This is a genomic window from Pseudomonas sp. 31-12 (assembly GCF_003151075.1).
Lineage (GTDB): Bacteria > Pseudomonadota > Gammaproteobacteria > Pseudomonadales > Pseudomonadaceae > Aquipseudomonas.
Map to the genome: position 1 here is coordinate 6,357,179 of NZ_CP029482.1, position 17,673 is coordinate 6,374,851.

The following is a 17,673-nucleotide window of genomic DNA, read 5'->3' on the forward strand; positions in this document are numbered from 1 at the left end:
GACCAGCCCGCATCTACCGGGGGTTGCGCGTCGGGAACAGATTGGGCCATGTCGCCCATGGATAAGGTTCTGCCCAGCGCCGGCCCCACACTCGCTCCATACCAAGACACAATCTTTACACCTTGCGTAGCAAACCTGATTAGCCACTTTCGCCGGCCACACAGAATGGCCTTGAGGATCAAATCGATGGACGTCACCGCAAAAATCAGCCTGGGCGATCCGCTGGAACCCGCACGCAAGGCCACCGCACAGATGCTGCAAGAGCGCGAGCGCACTTTCTCGCTGCCGCAGCCGTTTTACTCTGACGAGCGGCTGTTTGATATCGATATGCAGGAGATCTTCCAGAAAGAGTGGTTGATCGCCGGCATGGCCTGCGAAATCCCGACCAAGGGCAACTACCTGACCCTGCAAGTCGGCAAGAACCCGATCATCGTGATTCGCGGCGCCGAAGGCGTGATCCATGCGTTCCACAACGTCTGCCGTCACCGCGGTTCGCGGCTGTGCACCAGTGAAAAAGGCAAGGTCGCCAAGCTGGTCTGCCATTACCACCAGTGGACGTATGAACTGGACGGTCGCCTGTTGTTCGCCGGCACCGAGATGGGCGCCGACTTCGACATGAAGCAGTACGGCCTCAAGCCGGTGAACGTGAAGACGGCCGGCGGCTACATCTTCATCAGCCTGTCGGAAAATCCGCCAGCCATTGATGACTTCCTGTCGACGCTGAACCATTACATGGAACCGTACGACATGGAGAACACCAAGGTGGCGATTACCACCACCTTGATGGAAAAGGCTAACTGGAAACTGGTGCTGGAAAACAACCGCGAGTGCTACCACTGCAACGCGTCGCACCCGGAGCTGCTGAAAACCCTGCTGGAATGGGATGACGTTACCGACCCGCGTGCCGACCAGGCCTTCAAGGACCACGTCGCCGCCTCCGCCGCTGCCTGGGAAGCCGAGAAGATTCCTTACGCCCACGCCAGCTTCGGCCTGCGTAACCGCATCGTGCGCATGCCGCTGCTCAAGGGCACCGTGTCGATGACCCTGGACGGCAAACAGGGCTGCGCCAAACTCATGGGCCGCATCAAGAACCCGGACCTGGGCTCGATGCGCATCCTGCACCTGCCGCACTCGTGGAACCACTGCATGGGCGACCACATCATCGTGTTCACGGTGTGGCCGATCAGCGCTCAGGAAACCATGGTCACCACCAAGTGGATCGTGCACAAGGATGCGGTTGAAGGTGTGGACTACGACGTGGATCGCATGCGTCAGGTCTGGGATGCGACCAACGACCAGGACCGTCGTCTGGCTGAAGAGAACCAGCGCGGGATCAACTCCACGGCGTACCAGCCAGGGCCTTACTCCAAGACCTATGAGTTTGGCGTGGTGAACTTTGTGGACTGGTACAGCGAGCGTCTGCTGAACAACCTCGGGGCCGAGCCTGCGCCTTACCTCAAAGGCGTTCCGGTTCAAGGCTGACCGATCCGCTGAGACAAAAAACCGCGAACATGTTTCGCGGTTTTTTTATTGTTCAAATTTCGACCAATCGCTTTAGAGCTGCCACTGGCATGGGGCTGTAGAGGTTCGCAAACAAGTTATCCACACCTCCACCCACAGCTAATGGGGACAAGTATGGATTTGCTCGAAACTTTCTCTTCATAAAGTGAATAAAAACCGTGACTTATCCAGAAGCAGGGTTTTGAACAGCGATTGGTTGTTTTTTGATCTATCACTTGCAGGGCACGTTGTACGTGGCTTGCAGTGGTTGGCGAACACGTTATCCACAGAAGCGCCAACAGACTTTGGGGGCAACTTTCACCGAACTGTGGAAAACCCGCGCAAAGCGCGGTAAATCAAGGTTTACGGCTGGTTTGCTCCGCTAAAACGGTGATTTGATCGTTTTTTGATCACCAGCCGGATAAGCCCGTTTTATATAGCCTGTAGCGGACAGCGAACATCTTATCCACAGATGCGCTAACAGAGATTGGGGGCAAGTATTAACGCTTGTGCAAAGTTATCCTCTGGAAAAAGCGTGGAAAAACCGCAAGTTAGCCTGGTTGTTTTTTGTACGAAGGCTTGCAGGGCTTGTTTTGTATGGGGTGCAGCGAAGGGCGAACACGTTATCCACAGAAGCGCTAACAGGGATTGTGGGTAAAACCGTTCAGCGCCTGTTGAAACACGACAAGCCAGCGTCGATGTCCAGATTGAGCTCATAGTCATCGAATGCCCGCCACCCGAACAAAATCGAAGGCACGTAGCGCCCCGCCAGTAACGACGGCGGGATCGTGAAGCTCGGGTAGTGTTTATAAGTGACCGGCGCGGTATGACCCGACAGATTCAACTCGCCCTGAAAGGTTTGGTAGTTGGGCCTCGCGGCGACGTGAACGGGAGAGCTGCCCGGCGCGGCGGACGTCAGGTAATCCACATTGCCGGTGTCGATAATCCCCAGGGTCGCCCGACGATCCAGCCGTGCGGCAATGGTTAATCGTTGATTGATGTCCATGCGCGTATAGGTGATCGGTGAATCACATCCGGTGGGAGGTCGGGCGTTGAGCTCCAGGGTTTTCTTCGTGACTTTCAGGCGTCCCAACTTGCCGATCAGGTCCAGACCCAGCAGGTTGTCCCGGTCACTGACAAACACCAGCACATTCCTGAACTCGCTTGCGCCGATCTTCAACGACTTGAGGATCCCGAGTTTGGCCGACAGGTCGCGCTCACCGTAAAAGGTGCTGTAGCCATAGTGAGAGTCGGTTAGCAGCTTGATCCCCATCTGCTTCGCGGTGACAGTGTTAACCCGTGTTTGCGGGGCGCCGGTGTCCAGGATGAAGCGTGACGTGAAGCCGTTCGCCGCGGTGACATCGATATAGGGCAGCACTTCGTCAGACACGTAATCGTCAGTGGGGGACGGGTAAATCGCGAGGACTTCGCGGCGCTGGGTTCTTTCCACGGAAAAATCGGCGACCGTGCGCAAGGTCACGATCGACTGGCTGCCAAACATGGAAAACAACACCTTGAGTTCCGGGTCGGTGCCGATAGCCCGGGCATGACGACGCTTGATTGCCAAGTAGTAATCGGGAAGCTGATTGGCGGCTTTGTCCTCGAAGATTCGGGCCAGAACGGTCACGGAGCAATTGAGGTTTTCATCAGCCGCCAACACCTTGTCGCACTGCTGCTTCATCTGCGCCAGAGAGGCTTTTCGTCCCGGTTCCGACGCCAGCCATTGGTAAAAATCAGGCTCTTTGCTGGTGTCGGCCGTCGAATACGGGGACACCACCAGAAGCACCATCACGGCACAGATCAGACATGTCTCACGTCGACTGACCGCGTTCATGGTCAACCCATTGTTGAAAACGCGTTGTATGAATTAGCGCTGCTGCCGGATCGGGCCGCTCATAAAGAAATGTAGCTCACTAGGGCCGATACATCAGGTAGGCCTCCCCCGTGACCCGGATCATCGGATGGGGCGTGATCTGGCAGGTGTCAACGATGCGGAAGCCATGACGCTCATAGAACCGACGAGCGCCAGTGTTGGCGGCGTAGTCGATCAGGCTCAAGCCGTTGAGCCCGAGCCGGTTGGCACGGTCGTAGGCGTAGGCGAGGAATTGCTTGCCCAGGCCCAGGTTCCGCCAGCCTTCATGCAGCGCGAGGCTGGAAATGTAGAGCGTGTCGGGGATTTCCATCTTCGCGTAAGGCGCCAGGACCGGATCGGTGGTCGGCTCTGCCAGCGGATCGTGGCGCATCACGTAGCTGTGCAGCATGCCGATGACGTTGCCATCGGCCTCGGCAATCAGGCAGTTCTGCCAAGAGAAATCCACGTCGTCACGGGCGTAACGAGTGGCGCCGACCTCCAGCAGATCCTGACCGGGCTGGGCCAGTTGGCTCCAGATGTAATCGGCAGCCCCCTCCGATGTTATTTGAAAGAGACGCGCAATCTCACGCGCATCGGCGCGCACTGCCGAACGGAATTCAACGGCCATTGTTTCCCCATAAATGTCGGTGACACGAACACCCTGTGGGAGCGAGCTTGCTCGCGAAGGCGGCGTGTCAGGCAATTCAAATGTCACTGACACACTGCATTCGCGAGCAAGCCCGCTCCCACAGTGGATAGTGGTGAAATTGAGTTAGCGGACCACGCCTTCTTCGATCAGTAACTTGAGAATGGCTTCGGCACCGGCCTGCGCCGTCACGCCTTTGAGCACTTGTCCACCGCCGCCACTGGCCTTGGCCGTCGCGGCTTTCATCCGGTCCGCGCCGCTCTTGGCCTTGATCACCTTCAAGCGTTTTGGCCGTGGCTTGGCCGGTTGCAGGGTAGCGACGGCCAGCAGTTCATCGTCGATGACTTCAACCTCGTCCGCCTGCAACACCCCGCGCCGCGCTGGGCCATAAGCGCTCTGCCGAGGCTTCGGTGCGGCGTTATCCACAGTCGCCAGAAACGGCAACCGAACCTTCAACCGACGGCGCTGACCACGAGGCAAAGCTTGTAGCACCAGCGCCGAACTGCCATCGATGGACTCCACCTGAGCCAGCCCGACCACCAGCGGCCAGCCAAGGCTTTCCGCCAGCAGGAACGGCAACATCCCCGAGCCTTCACCGGTTTCCGCCTGGCTGCCGGTCAGCACCACTTGCGCCCCAGCGTCACGCAGGTACGCGGTCAATGCCGGCAAGGCATCGGCGCCTTCCGGTTGTTCGAGCACATGCAGTTGTTCCAGGCCCATGCCCAGATAAGCGCGCAGCGCCGGCTCCGCAACATCGCCGGCATGCAGCACTTGCAGGTTATCCCCAGCCAGTTGCAGGCCCAGTTCCACCGCCCGCGCATCCTGCTCCGCGCGACGTGGCCGGCCGGAGGTCGGGTGGGCGCCGATGGACACCAGGCTGATGATTTTCGTGCTCATAACCCTTTCCTTTCCTTAAGCCGCATCGCGCTTGGCTTCGTTGCGGTAAGCCTCTACCGCCGCGATCAAGGCTTGAAGAATCTCGGCACTCTCGCCGATCACCGACAGGTCGGCCCGTTTGATCATGTCGCAGCCCGGATCGAGGTTGATCGCCACCACCTTGTCGCAGGCGCGGATGCCTTGCAGGTGCTGGATCGCCCCGGAAATCCCCACCGCCACGTATACCCGTGCCGTGACCCAAGTGCCGGACGCACCGACCTGACGGTCGCGGGCCATGAAGCCATCGTCCACCGCCACACGCGAAGCACCTTCGGTCGCGCCCAACGCTTCGGCCGTCCTGTGGAAAAGTCCCCAGTCCTTGACCCCGTTGCCGCCGGAGAAGATGAACTCGGCCTCGGCCATCGGAATCGCCGCCGGGTCCACCGCCACCGCGCCCAGATCTTCGATGCGCGACAAACTGCGCGCCACGGCTGTGGATAACTCCACCGGCAAGGCTTCGTGACGGGTTTCGCTGACCGGCTCGGCGCATTCGACGGCGGCCAGAATCAAGCGTGCAACCGGGCGCGCAAGGTCTTGTAAGCCAGCGCCGGCGCGGCCGATGCATTCCTGATCCTTGACCTGCCAGACCCGCGTGGCCGGGCGTTCGCCCAGTGCGGCGGCAAAGCGTCGACCGAGTTCACCGCCACCGCTGCGGCTATCGGGCAGCAGCCAATGGCGCGGGCTGAACTGGTTATCCACAGCCCGCAGACCCTGAACCCGTTGTTCCGGTGCATAACCGCTGAATTCGTCGCCTTCGAGTACCAGCAAGCGATCGACGCCCGCAGTGGCGAAGGCGTTTTCCTTGTGTTCGCCGAAGACCACGGCCAATACCGCGCCGTCCTTGCCGGCCAATTGATGCGCAAGGCCGAGCAAATCACGGTCGTGGCTGCTCAAGCGGCCGCCGACCATGTCCGGCACCACGCTGATGTAAAACGCAGGTGCAGGCACTTGATGCAGTGGCAATTGCACTTCAACCGCGGCCGAACGTTTGGTCGCCCCGCCCTGTTGAGCGCCGCTGCGGTCAATGCGCTTGATGCCGTTGGGGCCGATAAACCCGATGCCATGCAGATTTTTGCGGATGACACCGTTAGGGCCCATCCAGCTGTGTTGCGCCGGTTGCATGGCCGCGTGCAGCGGGTGCAGACGGTTACGGGCGATCCATTCGGCGCGGGGGTCGCGGCGGATAATGTCGCTCATCAGTGGGCCTCCGCAGGTTCACGTTGGGCCGGCGTGGTCGGCTTGCTTGGCGCGGCATCTTCGAGCAATGCGTCGGCCACCAGTTCGGCGATGTCCTTGATCAGCGGACGCGGTTCGACCACGCCTTCAAGCATCGCGGTGCACTGTGGACAACCCACGGCCACCAGTTCGGCGCCGGTTTCGCGGATGTCTTCCATGCGCATGTCGGGGATCCGTTGCTTGCCCGGAATGTCGGTGATCGGCGCACCGCCACCGCCGCCGCAGCAGCGCGAACGGAAACCGGAACGCTCCATTTCTTTGACTTCAATCCCGAGGGCGCGCAGCACTTCACGCGGCGCCTCGTATTCGCCGTTGTAGCGGCCGAGGTAGCACGGGTCGTGATAGGTCACGCTGCTGCCTTTGTGCTGGCCGAGATTGAGGGCGCCAGCACCGATGATTTCCGCCATGTAGGTGCTGTGGTGCTGCACGAGGTAGTTGCCGTCGAAGGCGCCGTACTCGTTTTTCAGCACGTGGAAACTGTGTGGGTCGCAGGTGACGATGCGGTTGAAGCTGTACTTGGCCAGGGTCTGGATATTGCGTTTGGCCAACAGTTGGAAGGTGGCTTCGTCGCCCAGGCGTCGGGCCACGTCACCGCTGTCGCGCTCTTCAAGACCCAGCACCGCGAAGTCGACCTTGGCCGCTTTCAGCACTTTGACGAACGCGCGCAAGGTGCGCTGGTTACGCATGTCGAAGGCACCGTCGCCGACCCAGAACAACACGTCGACCGACTTCTTCTCGCTCATCAGGGTGAGGTTCAAATCCGCCGCCCAGTTCATCCGCCCGCCCGGGGCGAAGCCGCCCGGGTTGTCGGTGGCGATCAGGTTTTCCAGGACTTCGGCGCCCTTGTTCGGGGTCGCGCCTTTTTCCAGGGTCAGATGGCGGCGCATGTCGACGATGGCATCGACGTGCTCAATCATCATCGGGCACTCCTCGACGCAGGCACGGCAAGTGGTGCAGGACCACAGCGTTTCGGCGTCTACCAGACCGTTAACGATCGGTTGATGCGGATTGCCGGCGTGTTCACCGATGGCTTTGCCCGGATACGGACTACCGGCGAACTTGGCGTCTGTGCCACCGGCCAGGCCGACGACCATGTCCTGAATCAGTTTTTTCGGGTTCAGCGGCTGGCCGGCGGCGAATGCCGGGCACGCGGCTTCACATTTACCGCACTGCACACAGGCGTCGAAACCGAGCAGTTGGTTCCAGGTGAAATCCTTGGGTTTTTCCACGCCCAGTGGCGCGTTCGGGTCATTCAGATCCAGTGGCTTCAAACCGGTGGAACGACCACCGCCAAAGCGTTCGGCGCGACGGTGCCAGGCCAGGTGCAGCGCCCCGGCGAAGGCGTGTTTCATCGGACCGCCCCAGGTCATGCCGAAGAACAGTTCCGACACGCCCCACAGCACGCCGACGCCGAGGATCGCTGCTACTACCCAACCACCGAAGTTTTCCGGAAGGATGCCAGCGACCGGCAGGGTCAACAGGAAGAAACTCGCCGAGAACGCCAACAGGCTTTTCGGCAGGCGCATCCACGGCCCTTTGGACAGGCGCGCCGGTGGGTTGCGACGACGCAGATACACAAAGATCGCACCGACGAACATCACCACCGTCATCAACAACAGCGCGTAGCCGAGGATGCGGTTATGCAGGCCGAAACCGTGCACCAGAATCGCCAGCACGATGGACGCCACCGCACCACCGGCCGTGGCGACGTGGGTGTTGGCGATGTATTTGTCCCGCGCCACGACATGGTGCAAGTCGACCATGTAGCGCTTGGGCATGGCGAACAGGCCGCCGATCAGGTCGACTTTCGAAGCCCGGCCCCGGCGCCACATAGCCACCCGCCGCAACGCGCCGAGGACAGCGAGGCCCAGGGCAGCGAACAACAGGATTGGAAGAAGGGTGTTCAACATGGTGGAGCTCCCAAAGACCTCGGGGTCTTGCACGGGTTCATGTGCGTGCCGATGAAGGCCTGACACCTACTGTGGCGAGGGGGCTTGCCCCCGTTCGGCTGCGAAGCAGTCGTAAACCGGCCAATGCGTTTGTCCTGACAGACCGCATTGGTTGATTTTGGGGCCGCTTCGCAGCCCAACGGGGGCAAGCCCCCTCGCCACAGGGATGGTGGTGATGCCGTTAGAAATCCTTACAGAGCCGCAACGCGTCATAGATCGCCGCGTGGGTGTTGCGCTGTGCCACGCAGTCGCCGATGCGGAACAGCAAGTAGCCGTCGCCCGCCTGGCTCAACGAAGGTTGCGGCTTGATCGCGAACAGGGCTTCGATGTCCATCTGGCCTTTGTTGCGCGAGCCTTCCTTCATGGCGTAGTAGATTTCTTCGTCCGGACGCACGCCGTTTTCGACGACGACCTGGTCCACCACCCGCTCCTCTTTGGCGCCGGTATATTCGTTTTCCAGCACCGCCACCAGCTTGTCGCCTTCGCGGTAGACCTTCTCCAGCATCATGTCCCCGGTCATGATTACTTCTTTGGGGTACATGCTGCGGTAGTAAGTCGGGAACGACGTACCGCCAATCGCCACGCCCGGCTTGATGTCGTCAGTGACAATCTCGACCTGGCTGCCCTTGTCGGCGAGGAAGTCCGCAGTGGACATCCCGGTGAACTCGCAAATGGTGTCGTAGACCAGCACGTTCTTGCCCGGTGCGACCTTGCCATCGAGGATGTCCCAGCTGCTGACCACCAGGCCTTCAGCCGCGCCCCAGTGTTCGTTCTGCTCCAGGAATGGATGGCCGCCGACGGCGAGCACTACCACGTCCGGACGCAGGTCGAGAATGGTTGCCGCATCGGCGGCCACACCCAAGCGCAAATCAACCTTCAGACGTGCCAGTTCCAGTTGGAACCAGCGGGTGATACCGGCGATCTGGTCGCGTTGCGGAGCTTTCGAGGCGGTGGTGATCTGCCCGCCGATGAATTCTTTCTTCTCGAACAAGGTCACGTCGTGGCCACGTTCGGCCGACACGCGAGCCGCTTCCATCCCGGCAGGACCGGCACCGACCACCACGACTTTGCGCTTCACACCGGTCGACTTTTCGATGATGTGCGGCACGCCCATGTATTCACGGGAGGTCGCGGCGTTCTGGATGCACAACACGTCCAGGCCTTGGTACTGACGGTCGATGCAGTAGTTGGCGCCGACACATTGTTTGATCTGGTCGACCTGGCCCATTTTGATCTTGGCGATCAGGTGCGGGTCAGCGATGTGGGCGCGGGTCATGCCGACCATGTCCACGTAGCCGCCTTCCAGAATGCGGGTTGCCTGGTTCGGGTCCTTGATGTTCTGCGCGTGCAGGACAGGAGCCTTCACCACTTCCTTGATACCGGCCGCCAAATGCAGGAATGGCTCCGGTGGATAACTCATGTTCGGGATAACGTTGGCCAGGGTGTTGTGAGTGTCGCAACCCGAACCCACCACACCGATGAAGTCGATCATGCCGGTGTCGTCGTAGTACTTGGCGATCTGCTTCATGTCCTCGTGGGACAAGCCGTCCGGGTGGAATTCATCACCGCACAGACGGATGCCGACGCAGAAATCCGGGCCGACTTCAGCCCGTACAGCCTTGATCACTTCCAGGCCGAAACGCATGCGGTTCTCGAAGCTGCCGCCCCATTCGTCGGTACGTTTGTTGACCCGTGGGCTCCAGAACTGGTCGATCATGTGCTGGTGCACTGCGGACAATTCAACGCCGTCCAGGCCGCCGGCCTTGGCCCGTGCAGCAGCGCTGGCGTAGTTGCCGATCACCCGCCAGATTTCTTCCGGCTCGATGGTTTTGCAGGTCGCACGGTGCACCGGTTCACGGATGCCCGACGGCGACAGCAGGGTTGGCCAATGCTCGCCGTCCCAACGGGAACGACGGCCCATGTGGGTAATCTGGATCATGATCTTGGCGCCATGCTTGTGCATGGCATCGGCCAGGTTCTGGAAGTGCGGAATGATCCGGTCGTCGGCCAGGTTGACCGACTTCCACCAGCCTTGCGGGCTGTCGATGGCCACGCTGGAGGAACCGCCGCAAATCGCCAGGCCGATCCCGCCCTTGGCTTTCTCTTCGTAATACTTGACGTACCGGTCGGTGGTCATGCCGCCGTCGGTCGCGTAGACCTCGGCGTGCGCGGTGCTGAGCACGCGGTTGCGGATGGTCAGTTTGCCGATCTGGATCGGCTGGAACATTGCTTCGAAAGCCATGGCGGGTTCCTCGACTTACAACGGCTTGACGGTGAACAAACCGTCGTCGTGGCCTTCTTCGGAGCCACCGTAGACTTGTTCGGCAACGGTGCGGATCTTGCTGCCGCGGGCCTGCAGAATCTGGTCCATGGCACCGGCAAACCAGCCAGTGAACATGTAATCGACCTTGCGCCCGACCTTGCCGTACACGTAGACGAACGCCGAGTGTTCGAGCTTGACGCTGGCAGTGCCTTTGTCGAGGTCGATGTCCTGGATCTTGAACAGACCCCAGCCGCGCTGCGACAGACGCTTCATGTAATGCTCGAACACCGCGACGCCTTCCAGGCCGTGGCATTCGGCTTCTTTTTCACACCAGTGCCAGGCGGATTTGTAGCCGGCCTTGTAAAGGATCTCGGCGTAGGCGTCGGCGCCCAGCACTTCCTCGATGCCCATGTGGTTGTTGACGAAGAAATGACGCGGTACGTACAGCATCGGCAGGGCGTCGGAGGTCCAGACACCGGTTTCGCTGTCGACTTCGATTGGCAATTGCGGGGCGATCTTGGCCATGGAAACTTAACTCCAGAAAAATTTGGGTGTTGCCCCCGGCGTGGATGGCCGGGGGAAAGGATTCGTCAGGTGCGGCGGCTTATTCGCCCCAAACGTCTTTCAAGACGTTGACCCAGTTCTCGCCCATGATCTTGCGGACCACGCGCTCGGAGTGGCCGCGTTTGAGCAGGGTTTCGGTCAGGTTCGGGAACTCGCCGACGGTGCGGATGCCCAGCGGGTTGATGATCTTGCCGAAGCTGGTCAGGCGGCGGGCGTAGCCCTTGTCATGGGTCAGGTATTCGAAGAAGTCCTGGCCATGGCCCTGGGTGAAGTCGGTGCCGATGCCGATGGCGTCTTCGCCGACGATGTTCATGGTGTATTCGATGGCTTCGGCGTAATCGTCGATGGTCGAATCGATGCCCTTGGCCAGGAACGGCGCGAACATGGTCACACCGACGAAACCGCCGTGATCGGCGATGAACTTCAGTTCTTCATCGGATTTGTTGCGCGGGTGAATTTTCAGACCCGACGGGAGGCAGTGGGAGTAGCACACCGGCTTCTTCGATTCGAGGATGACTTCTTCAGAAGTCTTGGAACCGACGTGGGACAGGTCGCACATGACCCCGACGCGGTTCATCTCGGCAACGATCTCGCGACCGAAACCCGACAGGCCGCCATCGCGCTCGTAGCAACCGGTGCCCACCAGGTTCTGGGTGTTGTAGCACATCTGCACAATACCGACGCCGAGCTGCTTGAACACCTCGACATAGCCGATCTGGTCTTCAAAAGCGTGGGCATTCTGGAAGCCGAAGAGGATGCCGGTCTTGCCCTGCTCCTTGGCCTTGCGGATGTCGGCGGTGGTGCGCACCGGAATCACCAGGTCGCTGTTCTCGCGGATCAGCTTCTGGCTGGCAGCGATGTTGTTGACGGTGGCCTGGAAGCCCTCCCACACCGACACGGTGCAGTTGGCCGCGGTCAGACCGCCCTTGCGCATGTCTTCGAACAGCTCACGGTTCCACTTGGCAATAATCAGCCCGTCGATAACGATGCTGTCGGCGTGCAATTCGGCTGGGCTCATCAGGCTGTCCCCTATTAGCGATTCATGCGCCGAATCGTGTGCCGGCGCTTTGGGGCCAGCATATGCCTGAGGACCGGGGCAGCCGGGTGCAAAAACGACAGGGGGTTTGCCGAAAGCGTCAATCCGCGACAAAGGGTCGTTGATGGACGCAATCGCCCACCTGTTCAAGGGCCGTTGCTTGGGCCAGAATTCGCTGCATTACTGAATTGGCACTGAAAAAATAGGGGCTGCGTCGCAATGAGAACGATCTTCCTGGCTTTGGCACTGATAGCGACCGGCGTACACGCGGCTGAAGAGGCTGACGACAACCCCTGCGACAAGGTCGAAAACGACGTCCAGACCCTGGAGTGCTCCGCCTACAGCAGAACCACCGCCGAAGACCTGCTCAAAGACAACTACCAAAGCCTGAACGAGCGCATGCAGACGGCCTACGGCAAGAACCCGGCGCAACTGACCGACATCACCGCCAAGCTCAAGGCTGCGCAGCAGCAATGGCTGAAGACCCGAGACGCGGATTGCGCGGTAGAAGCGTTTCCGGCGACCAGCGGTAGCAAGGCGTTCACCATTGCGCTGAATGATTGCGTGGCGCGGATGAGTGATGAGCGGTCGGAGTTTTTGGAGTCGATTGGGCAGGAGTGAGGCGTTAGAGCGCCTGCCACATTGACTCAAGAGCGGTCAGCAATTTTTTGCTTGCCGTTTTATCGATCTCCAGCTCGGCGCAACAGATATTCCACTCGGAAAAAGCATCCAGCGTTTGTTCTATGTAGCGTTCGGGCTCGAGGAAACTGAAAGGTTTGCACACCTCAATCAAAGCCTTGCGTGTGGGTGTACCTCTTCCCGCGAATGCTGTGGTGTGCTCGACGCCGCGCCCTGCGGTACTGGAAAAGGTCAGGTCGTAGGCCGGTGCCATTTTCCAGCCATCCTTGCCGCCAAAAAACGAAAAGTTCTTCGCATGATCGTCGTGATTATGAGCGAGCGCGTTAAAGACCATCAACCGAGCCATTTTGTCGACCTCGGCCGCGTCCTTGGTCATTGCCCAGGTCGCTCGTAGCAAATCACTGTAATCAAGGCTTGGCGTGCGGAAGTCGGCGTATAAAATCGCCGCAGCGGTCAGCATGTGGCGCTTGGCACCGTCTTCCCGATCAAAGCGTTTCGTGGCGAAAAATTGCTCTGTCCCCTTGATCGTTTCTACCTGAAACAGTTTCGACTCGGAAATCTCGACCCCGGCCCGGCGAGCCGTCAGAGCATAAGCCTGCTCAATAGCGCCGCTATCTCGATGCTCCTCCTCGCAGCGAAATTTGATCAACCAGTGCTCATATCCCTTGGGCATTTTACCGAATGACGAAATAGCGCGATGCTTGTCCGGCGAAAGGCCAATGACCGCTTTGGGACGGGCACCACCGGGGGAGCCACCCGCCAATCGCAGAGAATTGATGACCTCGTCGGCGCTACCTGCAAGTATTGTTTGTGAAGCCTCGTAGAGCGCAGCCAGATCGAGGTCTTCGTCTGCTTCAACAGTTTCAAACATCGGCACGTATTCAAGCGCGCCCATGCTGCGATTGCCCATATAGGCCAGACGATCCAGAGGGCCGATTGCGTGACGCTCGACGCCCAACTGACTACGAAAGAACCGATCCATCAGCAGCAATCCCCAGCCATCGGGCAACGAATCGCTGAAGGCACCGTGCAGGCCGTTGAACAGCAGCGGATCAGCCGCCTTCTGGGGTTTGACCGAGAAATCCATATGAAACGGCGCAAGGTTGAATCCTTTCGCTAACCAACCCGGATCATAAGAAAAGAACACACCCTGACGAGGGATCGCGACCAGTTCACCGACCCGTGATCCTTGATGCATGACGCTGAGTGCGTTGATGGGTTTCATTGTCGGCCACGAGCCCTTTCGTAGTTTTTCAGTTCTTGAAGCGTCAGCGATTGAGGCGAGGCGAACAAATTCGTCAACGGTTCCTCCGCCCCGAGGCAGATTGCAATCAGCAACAAGCCATCCAAAGAAATCTTGCCCGTCGTTTCAAAGCGCTTGATATTCGACTCCGGGACACCTGATTTTTGCGAGAGCGTACGTCGCGAAAGGTTTTTGCTGAGTCTCAGACGCTTGGCGTTCCCGGCGATCTGTATGGCGATCTCACCGGGGGAGTAGAGGATATGGGTAAGGGCCATGAGTCGACCTCAAGAGGAATGTGAGCAAGTGTAGCAGCGCGATAGATACATATTAGATATAGGACAACATTAAGCCTTATATTCAATTTTATACGCAATAAAAGACAATATTTTGTCCATTAAATTTAATCATTAATTTCAATCTGGACGTTGTGCGCACCCGCTACATTTGTCACTTGAGCTATAAGCACCGCTTCACCTACCGGAAAGGGATCGAAATGAAAATCTGCGGCATAGAAATCAAAGGCAGCGAAGCGATCATCGCCGTGGCCTCGCTGGACGGTCAGACGCTTAGCCATGTCGCCCTGGCCACCAAGAAAATCGCCCTCGACGATGACGACGAAGCCGCGAACGTCAAAGTCTTTGCCGCTCAGGTGGCGTCGTTTGTGCGTGAGAATTCCATCGACCGGATCGCGATCAAGAAGCGCAGCAAGAAAGGTGAGTTTGCCGGTGGGCCGACCACGTTCAAGATCGAGGGCGTTTTTCAGTTGCTGGAGAGTTGCGAGGTGACGTTGCTGTCGCCGCAGACCATTAATGCGCAGAACAAGAAGTTTGACTTTGCGCTGCCGGAGACGCTGAACAAGTATCAGCATGAAGCCTTCAAAGCCGCCTGTTCAATGTTGATGAAAAGCCGGTAGGCAGCGGTGTCCACCTGTAATTTCTGACAGTAGACGGGAACTTCGAATGACGTAAGCATAGGTCTGGTTTCTAGTCAGGTGCTCCAGACCAATGATGAGCGATTCGACGGCCAACATTCATCACAATACCCCCCTGCTCTGGGGGAACGATCCGCGCGGCCTGACCATCAGGACCGTGGCTTATGAGCGTCGTGATTCCGGTCTCGCTCAGGCACGCATCTCTCGCCAGGAGTTCAATGCACACGGACGCTTGAATTCACAATGGGATTCCAGGCTTCTGGAAAACGGGAGGGGGCCGAACCTCTCGACCATTTTCACGTTGTCAGCCCAACCAATACTCACAAGAAGCGTTGATTGCGGCTGGCGCGTGCTGCTTCTGGGCCCCGCCCATCAACTCCTGCGCGCGTGGGATGGTCGTCATAGTCAGCAACAGATCAAGTACGACGGACTGCTGCGCCGAACTGAAGTGACGGAATACCTCCAAAATGAAGCGCCCTCTGTGACCGAGCGACTGATCTATGCCGATAGTCGCCCCGAACATGCTCGACACAATCAATGCGGTCAACTGATCAGCCAATTTGATTCAGCAGGACATCTTGAGATTGCGGAGTTCGACATACAGGGTCGGAGACTGAGCGAAACCAGACGGTTCTTGAGCGACTTGCAGACACCAGACTGGTCATCCAACCCGGATGAAAACACCACAAGGCTCGAAATTGAATCAAACATCACTCGCAAGAAATACAACGCTCTGGGTGCCGTACTGAATCAGACCGATGCGCGAAACAATCAGCAGATAAGGCTCTACGACGTCGCAGGACAACTTCAAAAGGTTCAGCTAAAACGCCCGAATCTACCCGTCAAAACATTGCTTAGCTACATCACTTACAGCGCAACAGGCAAGGTAGAAAAGGAGACGACAGGTAACGGCGTACAGACGACTCGCCTGTATGAACCCGAATCCGACCGATTGATTGATTCAATACACTGTCGCGGGTCCGGATCACGACTTTCAAAATTGTTTCTATCGCTACGACCGAGTCGGCAATATCTGCGAAATCCAGGACCTGGCACAACCGACGCGTTACTTCCGAAACCAGCGGACCGCGGCTGTCAGCACGTTCAAATACGACACCCGCTATCAACTGATCGAAGCCACAGGTCGCGAATCCGTACCCAATGCTCAGGGTCCGGCCCTTCCCGAATTGCATAAACCGACTATCGATCCCACTCGAATGGGCAACTACAAGCAGACATTTACCTACGACCCGGCGGGAAACCTGAAAACCCTTTGCCATGCAGGAAGTCACCCCTACACCGTCGAAATGGCCATTGACCCCGCAAGCAATCGCAGCCTGAAAAAACCTGACGTGGGTGAACCTGATTTCACGGGCAGCTTCGACAGTAATGGCAACCTGCTGATGTTGTCGCCAGGGGCGGAAAAAATGCGATGGGACGCCCGTAATAGACTGACTGAAGTCATTCAAGTCGCCCGTCGACAAGAACAGAACGACACTGAATCCTATTGGTATGACAGCGACGGCCAACGATTACGCAAAGTCATACATACCAAGACCAGCGCCTTGATGCGAACAGCCGAAGTTCGTTTTTTGCCAGGGCTGGATATTCATTACGACCCTGACGGAGAAACCCGTCATGTCGTCAATATCGAAGCGAGCCACAGCCGGGTTCAGTCGCTGCACTGGCTCACTGACCCGCCGGAAGGCATGGCTAACAATCAGATTCGCTACAACCTGGTTGACCACCAAGGTTCCTGCACTCTTGAGGTGGACGAAGAGGCAGGCTTGCTGACGCAAGAAGGCTATTACGCGTTTGGCGGTACGGCGTGGTGGGCTGCCCGCAGTGACGTCGAGTCCAGGCACAAAAGTATTCACTACAGTGGTAAAACACGGGATACCAGCGGGCTGGTCTACTACGGGTATCGGTACTACGCCCCTTGGCTGTTTCGCTGGATTAATCCTGACCCTGCGGGGTCGGTCGACGGTCTGAACCACTTCCGGTTTTGTAGGAACAACCCCGTTACCTACAAAGACTTCACAGGGGCGCAATCGGTCATCAATGGCGATGGACCGGACGATATCAAGTTGCCGAGCGATATGACCCCCGAGCAAATCGAGACTATTCAATTATCCAAAGGCAAAGGGGCGATGTTAACGGGAACAATCGTGCATCAGATCAGCCTGCCCAAACAGTTCAAGCTCGATAACATGAGCCGCGAAACGTTCAAAAACGCCGGTCCTGGAACAGCATTTACGGCGATCGCCAATGTCTACACAGGAGATATTTACTTTTCCCCACTGGAGTCAAACGCTCGTAGCCTGCCGCCCACCAATCGAACCCGAACCGAATCCTTCGTCACCCACACTCGCCTGGGCAAAGTACCTAACCCGCCAATTGCACATCAGGGCGGTGGCGAGAACCCAAGTCATACGCAGCTGGCTCAACGTGTAGGTCTTGATCAAAAAGACGCGGTTGGTTTCGCCTTGAGTAGCGGTCTAAATCGCGGCATCTACAACATGACCTTCATGTCACGGTCCAGCCAAAACACTCCGCTTGTTGATGATGACTCGAATGACCGACTGAGTTATGTCGATCAAAAAGATCTGCAGAAATATAAATTCGTGACGGAAAGCAGCGGAGGAGTCCTTACCCGGACGCATCAAGTCAGCGTGCTGCCACCTAAGTGGGGGAATGCCATTTATGACTACTTGTCGGGTGAGTTGGGGGAAGACAGTCATGACCAGGACCCCAACGTGTTTGCCAGCAAAACGCGCTCCGAACCGACGGCGTTTGCGCCGCCACCGCCGCCTCCAATGTTGATGGCACAGAAACCGAGTCAGTCGTTACGTCCTCGGGTGGTGCATTAGAAAAAATG

Annotated in this window: 15 protein-coding genes; 5 read left to right on the forward strand and 10 right to left on the reverse strand. The window is 58.3% G+C overall.

The annotated features are described in order from the left end of the window. The first annotated feature begins 186 nt into the window (after positions 1–186). Positions 187–1,482 (forward strand): glycine-betaine demethylase subunit GbcA, encoded by a 1,296-nt coding sequence (gene gbcA, locus DJ564_RS30110; RefSeq protein ID WP_109635436.1) that lies wholly within the window; start codon positions 187–189, stop codon positions 1,480–1,482. A gap of 682 nt (positions 1,483–2,164) precedes the next feature. Here the strand turns inward: gbcA and DJ564_RS30115 are convergent. The 8 genes from DJ564_RS30115 to DJ564_RS30155 form a co-directional block, all read right to left on the reverse strand. Continuing rightward, complete coding sequence (locus tag DJ564_RS30115; RefSeq protein WP_109635437.1) at positions 2,165–3,334, reverse strand: retropepsin-like aspartic protease; 1,170 nt, start codon at positions 3,332–3,334, stop codon at positions 2,165–2,167. A 79-nt stretch (positions 3,335–3,413) separates the two neighbouring features. Beyond that, complete coding sequence (locus DJ564_RS30120; protein ID WP_109635439.1) at positions 3,414–3,980, reverse strand: GNAT family N-acetyltransferase; 567 nt, start codon at positions 3,978–3,980, stop codon at positions 3,414–3,416. Between the two features lie 144 nt (positions 3,981–4,124). Beyond that, positions 4,125–4,895, reverse strand: coding sequence for an electron transfer flavoprotein subunit beta (locus DJ564_RS30125; protein ID WP_109635441.1), 771 nt, complete (start codon positions 4,893–4,895; stop codon positions 4,125–4,127). Positions 4,896–4,910: 15 nt separating this feature from the next. Continuing rightward, positions 4,911–6,131, reverse strand: a complete 1,221-nt coding sequence (locus tag DJ564_RS30130) for an electron transfer flavoprotein subunit alpha/FixB family protein (RefSeq protein WP_109635442.1) — start codon at positions 6,129–6,131, stop codon at positions 4,911–4,913. Then, a complete protein-coding gene (gene dgcB, locus DJ564_RS30135; protein WP_109635444.1) occupies positions 6,131–8,080 on the reverse strand; it encodes a dimethylglycine demethylation protein DgcB in 1,950 nt (649 codons plus the stop codon). The genes DJ564_RS30130 and dgcB overlap by 1 nt, the downstream gene beginning before the upstream one ends. Before the next feature lie 220 nt (positions 8,081–8,300). Further along, positions 8,301–10,361, reverse strand: a complete 2,061-nt coding sequence (gene dgcA / locus DJ564_RS30145; RefSeq protein ID WP_008151900.1) for a dimethylglycine demethylation protein DgcA — start codon at positions 10,359–10,361, stop codon at positions 8,301–8,303. 15 nt (positions 10,362–10,376) lie between these two features. Next, a complete protein-coding gene (locus DJ564_RS30150) occupies positions 10,377–10,907 on the reverse strand; it encodes a DUF5943 domain-containing protein (protein ID WP_008033249.1) in 531 nt (176 codons plus the stop codon). Positions 10,908–10,986: 79 nt separating this feature from the next. Continuing rightward, on the reverse strand, positions 10,987–11,964 hold the full coding sequence (locus DJ564_RS30155; RefSeq protein ID WP_008033250.1) for a dipeptidase: 978 nt from the start codon (positions 11,962–11,964) through the stop codon (positions 10,987–10,989). Positions 11,965–12,201: 237 nt separating this feature from the next. Here DJ564_RS30155 and DJ564_RS30165 point away from each other — a divergent pair, with 237 nt between their 5' ends. Next, positions 12,202–12,603, forward strand: a complete 402-nt coding sequence (locus DJ564_RS30165) for a lysozyme inhibitor LprI family protein (protein WP_109635449.1) — start codon at positions 12,202–12,204, stop codon at positions 12,601–12,603. A gap of 4 nt (positions 12,604–12,607) precedes the next feature. Here DJ564_RS30165 and DJ564_RS30170 read toward each other — a convergent pair whose 3' ends face one another. Beyond that, on the reverse strand, positions 12,608–13,846 hold the full coding sequence (locus tag DJ564_RS30170; RefSeq protein ID WP_109635451.1) for a type II toxin-antitoxin system HipA family toxin: 1,239 nt from the start codon (positions 13,844–13,846) through the stop codon (positions 12,608–12,610). Then, the gene (locus DJ564_RS30175; protein WP_109635452.1) at positions 13,843–14,139 is read right to left on the reverse strand and encodes a helix-turn-helix transcriptional regulator; all 297 of its coding nucleotides are present in this window, start codon (positions 14,137–14,139) and stop codon (positions 13,843–13,845) included. The genes DJ564_RS30170 and DJ564_RS30175 overlap by 4 nt, the downstream gene beginning before the upstream one ends. A gap of 218 nt (positions 14,140–14,357) precedes the next feature. On the opposite strand from DJ564_RS30175, the gene DJ564_RS30180 reads away from it, so the two are divergent. The 3 genes from DJ564_RS30180 (at position 14,358) to DJ564_RS30190 (ending at position 17,665) form a co-directional block, all read left to right on the forward strand. Continuing rightward, positions 14,358–14,777 carry a DUF3010 family protein gene (locus tag DJ564_RS30180; RefSeq protein ID WP_109635454.1) on the forward strand — a complete coding sequence of 140 codons (420 nt, stop codon included), beginning with the start codon at positions 14,358–14,360 and terminating at the stop codon, positions 14,775–14,777. A gap of 91 nt (positions 14,778–14,868) precedes the next feature. Then, a complete protein-coding gene (locus tag DJ564_RS32110) occupies positions 14,869–15,990 on the forward strand; it encodes an RHS repeat protein (protein ID WP_162556252.1) in 1,122 nt (373 codons plus the stop codon). A 22-nt stretch (positions 15,991–16,012) separates the two neighbouring features. Then, positions 16,013–17,665 (forward strand): RHS repeat-associated core domain-containing protein, encoded by a 1,653-nt coding sequence (locus tag DJ564_RS30190; RefSeq protein WP_162556253.1) that lies wholly within the window; start codon positions 16,013–16,015, stop codon positions 17,663–17,665. Positions 17,666–17,673 lie beyond the last annotated feature (8 nt).